The organism is Faecalibacterium intestinale (assembly GCF_040096575.1).
In the GTDB taxonomy this organism is placed as follows: Bacteria; Bacillota; Clostridia; order Oscillospirales; family Ruminococcaceae; genus Faecalibacterium; species Faecalibacterium intestinale.
The window spans coordinates 1-13000 of sequence record NZ_JBBMEN010000001.1; the positions used below are offsets into that span (position 1 = coordinate 1).

Below are 13000 nucleotides of genomic sequence, written 5' to 3' on the forward strand. Positions count from 1 at the left end.
AGCGGAACGCCCGCAGGCGTTCCGCTACTCCGAAATCTAAAATACTAATTTCTGCTGACTATGCCCAGCAACGACGACGACCGCCGCCAGTGGCGGAAGCAGGGAGGAGTTGTTGGGGCAGCGGCCAGCAAGACGCGCGTGCCGTCCAAGGCACGATGCGGATGCTGGGTGCCGCAACCCGTAAGACGCGGAAGGCATTTTAAATCGTCCTTCTTACAATATAAACATACCGCTACTGGGCGGCGGCTCTGCTTACATCACCATGGTGATGATCAGCGCACACAGCGGCAGGGTGACGATGCTGAGCAGGGTGGTCAGTACCACGCTCCCGGCGGCAAAGTGCTCATCGTGGCCGAACTGCACCGCAAATACCGAGGTGATGGCGGCGGCCGGGCAGCATTCCAGCAGCGTTACCACCTGCGCGGCAGTGCCGTGGAAGCCCAGCACCCCGAACAGCGCCAGCGTAGCTGCCGGGATCAGCAGCATACGCACAGAGGCAAGCTTCCAGATGTGCTTGTCGGTCACGATGCTGCGCACATCACCGGCGGCAATCAGCATACCGGTAATGAGCATGGACAGCGGGGTGTTTACCCCAGCCAGCAGCTCCAGCGGCTGGGTGATCAGGGTGGGAAGCGGGATCTGCAGCAGATAGATGCCCAGCCCCACCACAATGGCATACAGTACCGGGGTGCGTACCAGACTGCGGGCAACCTCTTTTACACTGGAACCGCCGCTGACAAGGCCATAACCCAGCGTCCACAGCAGAATGTTGAACACGGTAACGTAGGCACTGGCATACAAAAGACCTTCGGAGCCGAACAGCGCCGAAATAAGCGGGAAGCCCATGTATGCTGCGTTGGAAAAAATGCAGGCGAACCGGAAAATGGGCATCCTGCTGCCAGTCTTGCGTGCCGTGAGCAGCAGAGTGATCACAGTGCCCAGCAGCACGGACAGGACGCTCATGCCGAAAGCCGCCAGCAGATTGTGCAAGATCTGGGCGCTGAACTCCATGCGGTAAGAGTTTACCACCATGGCCGGCACAATGATGTACACCAGCAGATTGGAAAGCGCCTGCTTGTTTTCCAGCTTGAGCACGCCGGTTTTGACCGCCACCATGCCTGTGCCGATCAGCAGGAACAAGACCGCGACCTGCTGCGCGGTGATGAGAGCCAGTTCCATAAAATTCTCCTCCTCTAGGCCATAACGCGTATACCACGAAAGATACAACACAGGTATAGCACAAACCCCTGCGGATAGCAAAGCTGAACGCAGGGCTTTGCAAGATTTTGCAGTTAAAGCTTACAAAATGACATTTTTGATCAGCAGGGAAATGCTGCCGTCATCGGCGTGCAGGAACTCTACCTCCGATTCGGCGTTCAACAGTTCGGTGGGGATCTTTACTTCAATGCCGTTGGCGGTGCGCAGGCTGCGGCTTTCCATCCGGCGGATGCGGGCAGGGGTCACGGTCACCGGCTGGGCGGCGCTGTCAATGACATCGCTCTTTTCCACATAATCGTCAAAGGGCACGGCGGCAAGAGGATATTCCTCTTCCAATTGCTGGCGCACCTGCTGGATGGACACCTGATTGTCGTTGTCGGCAGCCTGATTGGCAATCATCATGGCCACCTGTGCCTCCACATGGGGCGTTTCAGCGTAGTTCTCCTGCACAGCCTGCACGGCAGCTTCCTGAATGGCCTGCAGCTTTTTCTTTTCCGGCTGGGCGGTGGTGTACTGGAACACCACGGTGGAAAGGTAAAACTCCTTGTGGCCGTCAATATCGTACTTCTTTTCCAGCAGCCGCATGGAGTAATCGGTCAGGTCTACCAGTGCGCCCTCCTCCACCTTGCCGCTCTGGGTAGGCAGGCAGGCGCGCTGCTGGATGATGGAGTTCACCGGTGCGCCCTCCACAGTCTCCGTATAGTGGGTGTAGCCGTTTTTATAGTTCAACTTCAGGATGCCCAGCCACGGCGCACCGTCCCGGGTAAAATCCACCACGGCAAGGTCTGCCCCGGGGATGGTGGTGTGGGCGTGCATATAGTCGAACAGCACCCCGGCAATGCGGCAGGAAAGATCCACAAAGTCCTGATTGTGTTCCAGCTCATTTTTAAAGGCTGAGTCCGGCAGCGGGCGGCACTGGCGGATGTCGTCGCTGGCCAGCAGCTTTTCAATGTGGTTTTGCAGGTAGGCGTTTTTTTCGGCGGTCAGCTCCATGGGCCCGCCGCTGAGCACCGGCGCATCCATGGTGGTATCCAGAACGTGCAGAATGGCCTGATGAATGATGATCTCCATTGTTGCTCCTCATTTCGTGACGTAGTGTTTGCGCCCAGTATAGCACAACCGCCGGAAAAAGGCGAGAGCCGCCCGGGGATTTTGCGGATTCTACAATTTACAAATCCCGCCAAAAGGGCTATACTTATAATATCTGTGCAAAAGGAGGTGGAGCTGGTGGACGAGCAGCAGCTGGAACAGATCGAAGGCGTCGTGGAGGATATCATCTACGAGAACGAGGATAACGGCTATGTGGTGTTCGAGATCTCCGGCGGCGGGGTGCTCACGGTGGTCTGCGGCATCGTAGGCGAGCTGCACGCAGGCGAAAGCGTTATCTGCCGCGGCAGGTACGAAAACCACGCCACCTATGGCCGCCAGTTCCACGCGCAGGAATGCGAGACCGATATGCCCAAGGATCTGGAAGCGGTATATGCTTTTCTGGCCAGCCGCTCCCTGCCGTATATCGGCGCACGAACTGCGGATAAGATCATTGATATGTTCGGCGCTGAGGCGCTGGAGGTCATCGCCAACGACCCCGCCCGGCTGACCAGGATTCCCGGCATCTCGCCGGATAAGGCCGACCGCATCCAGCAGGAGTTCAAGCGGATGTTCGGAATGCGGGAACTCATCGCCTATCTGGCGCAGTTCGAGATCAGTCCCCGCAAGGCTATGGAGGTGTTCAAAGCCTTTGGTGTGGGGGCGATGCAGGCCATTGCGTCAAACCCCTATCTGCTGTGCGGGGAGCCGCTGCAGCTGGACTTCCGCCACGCGGACAGCATCGCCCAGTATTACCACATGGAAGGGGACTGTGCCCAGCGGTTGGAAGCTGCCCTGCTGCGCACTTTGCGCCATAATGCGGGCAACGGACACACCTGTCTGCCCCGGGCACAGCTGCTGGCAACTGCCTCCAACTTTATCCACCAGCCGCCGGAAAAGCTGGCGCGTGCGCTGGATCATTGCATCGAAACGGAAGAACTGTGCGTAAAAATGTTCGATGCCGTGCCCTATATCTACCTGCCAGATCTGCTGGCTGCAGAGCAGGACATTGCCGACCGGCTGAACCTGCTGGCAAAGCGCGGCAAGAACACGGCCCGGGATCTGGATAAAAACATCCAGATCTTGGAGCTGACACAGGGCTTTGCCTACGCCCCCCTGCAAAGGGAAGCCATCCGCAAGGCTATGACTGAGAACTGCCTTGTGCTCACCGGCGGCCCCGGCACGGGCAAGACCACCACGGTCAACGCCATTTTGCAGCTGCTGGAAAATCAGGCCGAGCGGGTAGCCCTGTGCGCGCCCACCGGCCGCGCTGCCAAGCGGCTCAGCGAGCTGACCGGCCGCAAGGCCAGCACCATCCACCGCCTGCTGGAGGTGGACTACACCGGCGGCGTGGTCAGCTTTATCCATAACGACAAAAACCTGCTCAAGTGTGACGTGGTCATTCTGGACGAGATGAGCATGGTGGACGTCAAGCTGTTTCAGGCGCTCATTGCAGCGCTGCGCTACACCTGCCGTATTATTATGGTAGGCGATGCCGACCAGCTGCCCAGTGTAGGTGCGGGCAACATCCTCAGCGAGGTCATCCGCTCCGGCTGCGTGCCCACCGTCTGCCTGAACGAGATCTTCCGGCAGGCAAAACGCAGTCTCATCGTGGAAAACGCCCATCACATCATCTCCGGCGAGCCGCTGCAAAAGGGCAGCAAGACCGATGACTTCTTCTTTTTGGAGTCCGACGGCGAGGCCGCCCAGCGTCTGGTGTGCGATCTTGTCACCACCCGGCTGCCCCGGAGCTACGGCTTTGACCCCATCCGGGATATTCAGGTGCTGTGCCCCACAAAGCTTGGCCCCACCGGCACACAGGCACTGAACGTGGAACTGCAAAACCTGCTCAACCCGCCCCAGAAGGGCAAGCCCCAGCTGCAAAGCGCCGCCCGGGTGTTCCGGGTAGGGGACAAGGTGATGCAGGTGCGCAACAACTACGAGATCGTCTGGAACCGCATCGGCGGTGAGCAGGGCGTGGGTGCCTACAACGGCGATATCGGCATTGTGGAAAGCATCAACGTGCGGGAGCGCTCCATGGTGGTGCGCATGGACGACCGGCGGCTGCTCTACCCGGCGGAAAACCTGAACGAACTGGAGATCGCCTACGCCATCACGGTGCACAAAAGTCAGGGCAGCGAGTTCCCGGCGGTGATCCTGCCGGTGGCGCAGGTGCCGCCAAGGCTGTGCTACCGCAACCTGTTCTACACCGGCGTTACCCGCGCACGCAAATTGTGCGTTGTGGCGGGCCGCAGGGACGTGGTGAACAGCATGATGAGCAACATCCGGCAGAACTTGCGTTACAGCGGCCTGTGCGCCCTGCTGCAGGCTGGACAGCCGCCGGAGCAGCTCAGCACAGAAGGGAAGAGCTCCTGATAAAACCGCGCAGAACAGCGGCAAAGCTTGTATACTTTTTGCCGCAACTATGTTATACTAAAGCAGTCTTTGTTTTTTTGCCCGCAGCTGCGGGCGTTACATACATGATAGAGGAACGCAGAGAAAGGATTCAGGCAATTATGGCACAGAATGATATCGGCATCGACCTTGGTACTACTACCATCATCATCGCGCAGGAGGGCAAGGGCGTGGTGCTCAACCAGCCCAGCGTTGTGGCAATGGATACCCGCAAGAACACCGTGCTGGAAGCCGGCGACAAGGCACTGGCTATGGTGGGACGCACGCCCAACTATATCTCCGCCATCTTCCCGCTGAAGGACGGCGTCATCAGCGACCACACCATGACCCGGGAGCTGATCTGCCGCTTTGTCAAGCAGGTGTACAGCTCCCACATGGTCAAGCCCCGGGTGGCAGTGTGCGTGCCCGCCGCTATTACCGGCATTGAGAGCGATGCCGTGGTAGAGGCTGTGGTGGCAGCCGGTGCCCGTCAGGTGTACCTGATCGACGAGCCTATCGCCGCAGCCCTCGGCTCCGGCATCGACATCACCCTGCCGGATGGCCGCATGATCATTGATATCGGCGGCGGCACCACGGATATCGCGGTGCTGAGCCTTGGCGGCAAGGTCAAGGCCACCAGTGTGCGCGTGGCCGGCAACCACTACGATGAGGAGATCCTCAAGCACGTCCGCAACAAATACAGCATCGCCATCGGCCAGCGCACCGCTGAAGAATTGAAAAAGCACGTTGCCTGCTGCCCCCAAAAGACCGATTTCCACGAGAGCATGGAGATCAAGGGCCGCAGCCTGCTCACCGGTCTGCCGGTGCGCGTGACCGTTTCTACCGACGACCTGTACGAGCCGGTGATGATGCTCAGCGAGCAGATCGGCACCGCAGCCCATCAGGTGCTGGAAAAAACCCCGCCGGAGCTGGCAGGCGATATCTACCGCAACGGCGTCATGCTGACCGGCGGCGGTGCCCAGCTGCACGGCCTGACCGAATATCTGAGTCAGGAACTGAAGGTGGAAGTGACGGTCTCGCCGGACCCCGTGAACTGTGTTGCACTGGGTACGGCACAGAGCCTTTCCCTCGGTGATAAGCTGGAAACCGGCTTTACGGACGCTACCCCGCGCATCGGCCGCCGCTAAGTCAGGCTCGTTTTGTCCATGCCATATCACAAAGCGGCAAAAAGAAAAATTGTTAATTTTTGTTGAAATGAATGGCAAAATACGGTATACTATATCCAAATTGATTTTCTGCTGACGATGTTGTATCGCTTGCAGTATCCAACAAACAGGAGGAAAAACCATGGACTTAGGTTTCGATGTGGTCGTTACCATTACTGGTATCGTGCTGGTGTTCCTGATCCTCGTGCTGCTGATGGCTATCATCACGCTGGAGGGCAAGATCTTCGACTCGATGAATGCCAAGAAGAAGGCCGCTAAGACTGCTGCGCAGGCACCCGCCGCAAAGCCCGCTGCCGCTCCGGTACAGCAGGCTGCGCCCGCTCCTCAGGTAGAGGAAGGCATCCCCGGTGATGTGGTGGCCGCTATTATGGCTGCTATCCATGCAATGGGCAACGGCAAGTACACCCTTAAGGCAGTGCGTCGTGGCAAAAATGGCTGGGGCAAGGCCGGCGTGAACGACACCACGGCCCCGTTTTAACACAGGAGGAAGAGCATGACACAGTTTATTGATACTCTGGTCGGTATTTTCCAAAGTTCCGGCTTTGCACAGTTTGGCCAGCCCGGCGGCTGGCTGTACGCCGTGATGATCTGCGTGGGCTGCTTTCTGCTGTACCTCGCTATCGTCAAGGAGTTCGAACCCCTGATCCTGCTGCCCATGGCATTTGGCATGATCCTTGCCAACCTTCCCGGCAGCGGCATCATCCATATGCAGTACTTCGTTGGTGACGGTCTGGAGCACCCCGAGTGGATCGAGATCCTGAACAACGGCGGTCTGGCCGATATGCTCTATATGGGCGTTAAGCTGGGTATCTACCCGCCGCTGATCTTCCTCGGCATCGGCACCATGACCGACTTTGCACCTCTGATCTCCAACCCCAAGAGCCTGCTGCTGGGCGCTGCCGCACAGTTCGGTATCTTTGGTACTTACATGGGCGCCCGTCTGCTGGCCGCTACCGGTCTGGTAGACTTCACCCAGAAGCAGTCCGCTGCCATCTCCATCATCGGCGGTGCCGACGGCCCGACTGCTATCTTCGTTACCTCCCGTCTGGCGCCTGAGCTGCTTGGCAGCATCGCCGTGGCAGCGTACAGCTACATGGCACTGGTGCCCGTTATTCAGCCGCCCATCATGAAGGCGCTGACCACCTCCAAGGAGCGCTCTGTGGTCATGAAGCAGCTGCGCACCGTCTCCAAGACCGAGAGGGTCATCTTCCCCATCATGGTCGCTATCATTGTTTCCCTCATCGTGCCGGATGCCGCCGTTCTGGTCGGTATGCTGATGCTGGGCAACCTGATGAAGGAGTGCGGCGTTGTGGATCGTATCCAGAAGACTGCCGGTAATGAGCTGATGAACATCATCACCATCTTCCTTGCTCTGTCTGTTGGCTGCACCACCAGCGCAAACACCTTCCTGAACACCCGCACCTTGTTCATCATCGTGCTGGGTCTGATCGCCTTCTCCTTCGGCACCGCAGCCGGTGTGCTGTGCGGCAAGGTCATGTACAAGCTGACCGGCGGTCAGGTGAACCCCCTGATCGGTTCTGCCGGCGTTTCCGCCGTGCCTATGGCCGCTCGCGTTTCCCAGAAGGTTGGCCAGAGCGAGAACCCCTCCAACTTCCTGCTGATGCACGCCATGGGTCCCAACGTGGCCGGCGTTATCGGCTCTGCCGTTGCTGCTGGTATCCTGATCAACATCTTCGGCTAAGCAAAACCTGAAGCACTATCCCAAGAGCCACCGCACAAGTCTGTGCGATGGCTCTTTTTGTGCAGAACGATTTCAAATGGCCGCCGCTGTGCTTTGGCCATATTCAGCGGAATTATGATTTATTATTTCGGGATAACGGAGCGTCTGCGGACGCTCCGTTATCCCATTTTCACGGGAGAGGACGTAAGAGGTAACAGCAGCCGTTTCCAGTTACGACCCCTTCTGTGAAAATGAGGTTCTGAAACGCCCGCAGGCGTTTCAGAACCTCAAATATTAAAATATACTTTCCTTGAACAATGGCCAGAGCGGCAGCGGAGGCCATTCAAAATCGTTTTTGCAATAAGGATGATAGTAACTTTTTCCTGTTTGTGTTTGTCAGTTCTTTGTGCTATCATAGAGAAAACAGGGCGCAAAACGCCCCAAAACAGGAGGGAGCCGTTATGGAAAAAATCAAGCTTGAGGTTGCAGGCATTCCGGCTGTCCTGTACGGCAAGCGCAGCCGCAGGGTCTATCTCTATGTCCACGGCAAAAACGGCAGCGCAGCCGAGGCCGCCCGCTTTGCCCGCACAGCCTGCCCGGCAGGCTGGCAGGTGCTGGCTGTCGACCTGCCGGAGCACGGCGCCCGGAAAGACAGCCCGGAAAAGCTGGTGCCGTGGGTGGTCACCCGAGAGCTGCAGGCAGTCTACGCCCGGATGCAGCCGGTGTGGAAGCATATCCGGGTGTATGGGGTCAGCATCGGGGCATGGCTTGCTATGCAGGCGTTGCAAACGCAGCAGCCGGAAAAGGCGCTGCTTGTCTCCCCGATCGTGGATATGGAAAATCTCATCCTTGACCTGATGCAGCAGGCAGGGGTAACGGAGGAGCAGCTGCGCACGGCAGGGGAGATTCCCACCGCCATGGGCGAGACCCTCTCGTGGCCGTATCTGTGCTGGGTAAGGGAACACCCCTTGCACTGGAAAGTGCCCACACAGGTGCTCTATGCCGATACAGACCCCCTTACCGGGCACACCGCTATGGAGCGGTTCCGGCAGCAGACCGGGGCGCACCTGACCATTCTGGAGGGCGGGGAACACTGGTTCCACACCGAGACTCAGCTTGCCGCCCTGCAAGGCTGGGAAAGCTGTCACATATAATAAGCAGCTTCTCTTTTCTCTAGCCTGTGAAAACGTAAGCCCGGAAGATCCGCAGATTTTCCGGGCTTACAATATGAAATACGCTTCCACAACAAAACGCCGCTGACGGCTTTGTGTATCGTCAGCGGCGTTTTGTTTATTGAAAACAGGATTGTGAATGGTGGAATTAAATCAGACCTTTGCTTCGCTGTTGTGCTCAGCCTTCTTATAAGCGGAGAAGGAGTGGAACACAATATTCAGACCCAGCACGATCAGCAGCACGGCAAGGATCAGCTGCAGGCCGTTTGCGATGAACACAGCGCCCCAAGTGGTCTCACCGGCAGGGATAGTAACAGAAGCGGCGGTGCTGATGGCCTTGACCATAGCGATCAGGCGCTGCACCAGTGCGGTAAAGGTGACGCACAGCATGATGATCAGCGGGGGGAACAGCATCTTGTTGCTGCGGCCGGTCACCTTCAGGAATACGCACAGGGTAGCCAGCACCAGTGCGCTCAGCAGCTGGTTGGCAGAACCGAACAGCGGCCAGATGTTGGCGTAGCCGATCTTGGTCAGGATGAAGCCGAACACCAGCGTGATGAAGGTGGAGAAGTACACATTGCAGAACAGCTTGCGCCAGCCCTCAGCGTGCTCCATGTCGTCCACGCTGAACAGCTCCTGGAAGCTCATGCGGCCAATGCGGGCCACGGCATCCAGACTGGTCAGAGCCAGTGCGGAAACGCACATGGTCATAAACACGGTGGCAGCGTAGGCGGGCACGCCGAACATCTCAAAGAAACCGGCAACGCCGCGGCTGAAGATCTGGAACGGGGTACCGGCGGCAGGGGTGCCGTCGGCAGCTGCGGCAGCACCGGCCACGCACAGAGCCAGAACAGCCAACAGGCTTTCAAGGATCATGGCACCGTAGCCGACCTTCAGCATATCCTTCTCGTTCTCAACGGTCTTGGAAGAAGTACCGGAGGAAACAAGGCTGTGGAAGCCGGAAACTGCACCGCAGGCCACGGTGACGAACAGGATGGGGAACATGGTGCCCAGCTTTTCGTTGGTAAAGCCGGTGAATACAGGCAGGTTCATGGTGGGGTGTGCAACCAGCAGGCCAACCACAGCGCCCACGATCATGGCCACGAACATAAAGGTGGTCATGTGGTCACGGGGCTGCTTGAGCAGCCACATGGGCAGCACGGCAGCAAAAAAGATGTACACAAAGGTGATGTAGCTCCAAGCGGCCTTGCCCAGGATCAGGGGCAGGTTTGCGCCGATGACAAAGGACAGCACGATGAACACGATGCTGATAACGCTTTCCTTCCAGCCGGAGAAGTTGAACTTTTTCTGCAGCAGGCCAAAGACAACGGCGAACACCATGAACATGATGGAAACCATACCGGCAGCGCCGTTGGTCTTGGCAGCCTCGACCATTGCGCCGTCTGCGCCAAAGGCGTTGAAGGTGCCGGCGACCATGTCCGCAAAGGCAGCGATGACGATGCCGCAGAACAGCCAGCAGAACAGCAGGAACAGCTTGCGGCCGGTCTTGCCGATGTACTTTTCGATCAGCATACCCATGCTCTTGCCGTCGTTCTTAACGGAAGCATACAGGGCACCAAAGTCGGTGACAGCGCCGAAGAAGATACCGCCCAGCAGCACCCACAGCAGCACCGGCAGCCAGCCGAAAGCTGCGGCCTGAATGGCACCGGTAACAGGGCCTGCACCGGCAATGGAGCTGAACTGGTGAGCAAACACCGTCCAGCCGTTGGTGGGCACATAGTCCCGGCCATCCTCGTGGACGACTGCCGGGGTCTTGGCTGCGGGGTCGATGCCCCATTTGTTAGCCAGCCAGCGGCCGTAAAGCACATAAGCGCCAAACAGGCACACCGCTGCGATCAATACGATGACCAGCGTATTCATAGTTTTCTACCTCTTTCCTTTTTTCACTCCGCAACAGGTTCGGAACGTTAGGCTGCCGTCCGGCAAAACGTTGCCCCGGAGCGTAAAAAACCTTCGTCCTCAGCACATGACCGATGTCCCGATCACACTCCGAAGACGAAGGCTTTTGCACCCGCCTGCCAGGGCAGATGCAATACTCCGCGGTACCACTTCGCTTGCTGTGTAAAACAGCCACTCTCCCACGCATGGTACGCTGACCATGCTGCCCGATAACGTGGGCTGGACGGCACCGTGCTACTAAGGGGCACAAAACCCGGTTCACACAGGCTGCTCCCAGGCGAGGGTCCTCTGCTCCTGACTGCCGCTTTTTCACCCGAGAAGCGGCTCGCTGAAAGAGGGTGATGCAGAAGATCATGTCCTGTTCCTTGCATTTGCTGAATGATTGTGTCCTACTTTATTCCCGTTTTCATCAATTGTCAATATTCTTGTCACAAGTTCAGAGGATGCGCCAATTCAAGCCATTTTCTGGGAATAATTTTTAGATGATTTTCTTTCATGTGTGAAGAGAATAAAACTGAATAGCACATTAATTGAAAACCATTCACCCACAGGTCTTGACTTTCACACTTTGAAGTGCTAAAGTAATAGCGTGCAGAATATTCCGCGCGGCAGCACTGTCTGCTTTGCCCGCTGCCGCCGCTGTTATAATAAGGAGAAAAACAATGGCTGAGAAAAATTCCAGAAGAAATGAGACAACGGACGCACTGTTTGATGCTATCCTCAGTCTGGAGAGCCGGGAGGAGTGCTACGCCTTTTTTGAGGATCTGTGCACTGTAAAGGAAATCTCGGATATGGCACAGCGCCTGCAGGCGGCAAAGCTACTGCTGGACGGTGCCACCTATGAGCAGATCGTTAAGGCAGTGGAGATCAGCACTGCCACCATCAGCCGTATCAACCGTTGTATCCAGTACGGCTCCGGCGGCTACCGTGATACCATCGAGAAGGTGCGCGCACAGGCAGAAAAGCAGTAACAGCCGCACCTGCCGCAGCATAGGATAGGGCACACGACCGGAAAGGAAGGTTTTGCCCTATGATGATCGATACACCCTGCGCCCGTTCTCAGTGCCCGGAAATGCCCAAGGTCAGCCTGGATCAGGCTGTTGTGGACCTGATGGAAAGCATTGCCCTGCAGGAAACGGCGCTCAGCCACATTCTGTGCGCCGAAAGCCGGAAGATGCAGAAGGCCATGGATCTGGATGGTCTGGATCTTTGCAAGCTGCTGGAGGTGAACGACTCCGCCACCAATATGGTGCACGCCGTCGCAAACCTTGAACTGGTGCTCAAGGATAAGCTGGAGTTCGTCTCCAACAACCTTTATGTCCCGGGGGACAGCAGCTGCCCATCACCTGCGCAGTAATGTTTTTTGGGGCGGGGCGCTCTCCGCTGCAATTTGACCCGTGAAAATGCAATGCCGGGCAGCCCGCAGGCTGCCCGGCATTGTTCTAATAAAATGTTTTTTCCTCTAAATAATGCCCAGAGCGCACGCGGAGGGCATTCTAAATCGTTCTATTGCAAGGGAGACTGCTGCGCATAATACGGTACAGCGGCCTCCCTTTTCAGGAAAAATCTGCATAAGAGACAGAAAAATCTTTTGTTGGAATTGCTGATGTATCAAATCTGTGCTATACTATTGGATGTATCACCATGAAAGCGAGGAATAAAACATTGCTGCATTATGATGCGATCCTATTTGATGTGGACGGGACGCTGATCGATTCGGCTCCCGGTATCATTCATACATTGCAAGAGGTTTTCTGTACCATGGGTGTGGATGTATCCGGCATAAACCTGCGCCGGTATCTGGGCCCGCCGCTGCGCAAAAGCTTCGGTGAGCACTTCACCGACCCGGCGCTGATCGAAAAAGCTACCGACCTTTACCGCACGAGCTACGCGGTGAAGGGCAGCCACGAGTGTGCCGTGTTCCCGGGCGTTCCGCAGATGCTGCAAACCCTGAAGGACGCGGGTTTTCTCCTGTGCACTGCCACCTCCAAGCCCACCAAGGTGGTCACGCCCATTCTGGAAGAGCAGGGGCTGGCACCGTATTTTGATTTTATCGGTGGTGCCTCCATGGACGAGAGCCGGGATACCAAGACCGAGGTCGTGCGTTATGTGCTCAGCCAGCCCGCCTTGCAGGGCAAGCGGGTGCTGATGGTGGGCGACCGCAACGATGATATGCGGGGCGCTGCCGACTGTGGTCTGGATGCTGCCGGTGTGCTGTACGGCTACGGCAGCCGGGAAGAGCTGGAAGCCTTCCATCCAGTGCTGCTGGCTGAAAGCTGCGCCGACCTTACCGACCGGCTGCTGGCAGCCCGGGTATGACAGGAAGTTTCATTCCTTCGGAA

Annotated in this window: 11 protein-coding genes; 8 read left to right on the forward strand and 3 right to left on the reverse strand. The window is 57.4% G+C overall.

Going from position 1 to position 13000, the window contains the following annotated elements; all coding sequences use genetic code 11:
* Nucleotides 1-252: 252 nt before the first annotated feature.
* The gene (locus WMO20_RS00005) at nucleotides 253-1179 is read right to left on the reverse strand and encodes an AEC family transporter (RefSeq protein WP_316540748.1); all 927 of its coding nucleotides are present in this window, start codon (nucleotides 1177-1179) and stop codon (nucleotides 253-255) included.
* A gap of 120 nt (nucleotides 1180-1299) precedes the next feature.
* Nucleotides 1300-2289 carry a nucleoid-associated protein gene (locus tag WMO20_RS00010; protein ID WP_112091796.1) on the reverse strand — a complete coding sequence of 330 codons (990 nt, stop codon included), beginning with the start codon at nucleotides 2287-2289 and terminating at the stop codon, nucleotides 1300-1302.
* Between the two features lie 156 nt (nucleotides 2290-2445).
* On the opposite strand from WMO20_RS00010, the gene recD2 reads away from it, so the two are divergent.
* From recD2 to WMO20_RS00035, 5 genes are all read left to right on the forward strand, one after another.
* On the forward strand, nucleotides 2446-4680 hold the full coding sequence (gene recD2, locus WMO20_RS00015; protein WP_308562822.1) for an SF1B family DNA helicase RecD2: 2235 nt from the start codon (nucleotides 2446-2448) through the stop codon (nucleotides 4678-4680).
* Nucleotides 4681-4820: 140 nt separating this feature from the next.
* Nucleotides 4821-5846, forward strand: a complete 1026-nt coding sequence (locus WMO20_RS00020) for a rod shape-determining protein (RefSeq protein WP_112091794.1) — start codon at nucleotides 4821-4823, stop codon at nucleotides 5844-5846.
* Between the two features lie 160 nt (nucleotides 5847-6006).
* Nucleotides 6007-6363 (forward strand): OadG family transporter subunit, encoded by a 357-nt coding sequence (locus tag WMO20_RS00025; protein WP_005923971.1) that lies wholly within the window; start codon nucleotides 6007-6009, stop codon nucleotides 6361-6363.
* Between the two features lie 15 nt (nucleotides 6364-6378).
* Nucleotides 6379-7587 (forward strand): sodium ion-translocating decarboxylase subunit beta, encoded by a 1209-nt coding sequence (locus tag WMO20_RS00030; RefSeq protein ID WP_349185453.1) that lies wholly within the window; start codon nucleotides 6379-6381, stop codon nucleotides 7585-7587.
* A gap of 440 nt (nucleotides 7588-8027) precedes the next feature.
* Nucleotides 8028-8720, forward strand: coding sequence for an alpha/beta hydrolase (locus WMO20_RS00035; protein WP_349185454.1), 693 nt, complete (start codon nucleotides 8028-8030; stop codon nucleotides 8718-8720).
* A gap of 171 nt (nucleotides 8721-8891) precedes the next feature.
* On the opposite strand, the gene WMO20_RS00040 is transcribed toward WMO20_RS00035, so the two are convergent.
* Nucleotides 8892-10619 carry a carbon starvation CstA family protein gene (locus tag WMO20_RS00040; protein ID WP_097785966.1) on the reverse strand — a complete coding sequence of 576 codons (1728 nt, stop codon included), beginning with the start codon at nucleotides 10617-10619 and terminating at the stop codon, nucleotides 8892-8894.
* A gap of 701 nt (nucleotides 10620-11320) precedes the next feature.
* Between WMO20_RS00040 and WMO20_RS00045 the strand changes: the two genes are divergently transcribed.
* The 3 genes from WMO20_RS00045 to WMO20_RS00055 all read left to right on the forward strand — a co-directional run bounded on the left by WMO20_RS00045 (nucleotide 11321) and on the right by WMO20_RS00055 (nucleotide 12977).
* The gene (locus tag WMO20_RS00045) at nucleotides 11321-11629 is read left to right on the forward strand and encodes a YerC/YecD family TrpR-related protein (RefSeq protein ID WP_005923988.1); all 309 of its coding nucleotides are present in this window, start codon (nucleotides 11321-11323) and stop codon (nucleotides 11627-11629) included.
* A 59-nt stretch (nucleotides 11630-11688) separates the two neighbouring features.
* The gene (locus tag WMO20_RS00050) at nucleotides 11689-12015 is read left to right on the forward strand and encodes an alpha-helical endospore appendage domain-containing protein (protein WP_097785967.1); all 327 of its coding nucleotides are present in this window, start codon (nucleotides 11689-11691) and stop codon (nucleotides 12013-12015) included.
* Nucleotides 12016-12302: 287 nt separating this feature from the next.
* Nucleotides 12303-12977, forward strand: coding sequence for an HAD hydrolase-like protein (locus WMO20_RS00055; protein ID WP_242914980.1), 675 nt, complete (start codon nucleotides 12303-12305; stop codon nucleotides 12975-12977).
* The last annotated feature ends 23 nt before the right edge of the window (nucleotides 12978-13000 follow it).

Bases quoted from the DNA above. Each gene is read 5' to 3' on its own strand.
- WMO20_RS00005 (WP_316540748.1), bottom strand. From the start codon at position 1,179: ATGGAACTGGCTCTCATCACCGCGCAGCAGGTCGCGGTCTTGTTCCTG.
- WMO20_RS00010 (WP_112091796.1), bottom strand. From the start codon at position 2,289: ATGGAGATCATCATTCATCAGGCCATTCTGCACGTTCTGGATACCACC.
- WMO20_RS00020 (WP_112091794.1), top strand. From the start codon at position 4,821: ATGGCACAGAATGATATCGGCATCGACCTTGGTACTACTACCATCATC.
- WMO20_RS00025 (WP_005923971.1), top strand. From the start codon at position 6,007: ATGGACTTAGGTTTCGATGTGGTCGTTACCATTACTGGTATCGTGCTG.
- WMO20_RS00030 (WP_349185453.1), top strand. From the start codon at position 6,379: ATGACACAGTTTATTGATACTCTGGTCGGTATTTTCCAAAGTTCCGGC.
- WMO20_RS00035 (WP_349185454.1), top strand. From the start codon at position 8,028: ATGGAAAAAATCAAGCTTGAGGTTGCAGGCATTCCGGCTGTCCTGTAC.
- WMO20_RS00040 (WP_097785966.1), bottom strand. From the start codon at position 10,619: ATGAATACGCTGGTCATCGTATTGATCGCAGCGGTGTGCCTGTTTGGC.
- WMO20_RS00045 (WP_005923988.1), top strand. From the start codon at position 11,321: ATGGCTGAGAAAAATTCCAGAAGAAATGAGACAACGGACGCACTGTTT.
- WMO20_RS00050 (WP_097785967.1), top strand. From the start codon at position 11,689: ATGATGATCGATACACCCTGCGCCCGTTCTCAGTGCCCGGAAATGCCC.
- WMO20_RS00055 (WP_242914980.1), top strand. From the start codon at position 12,303: ATGAAAGCGAGGAATAAAACATTGCTGCATTATGATGCGATCCTATTT.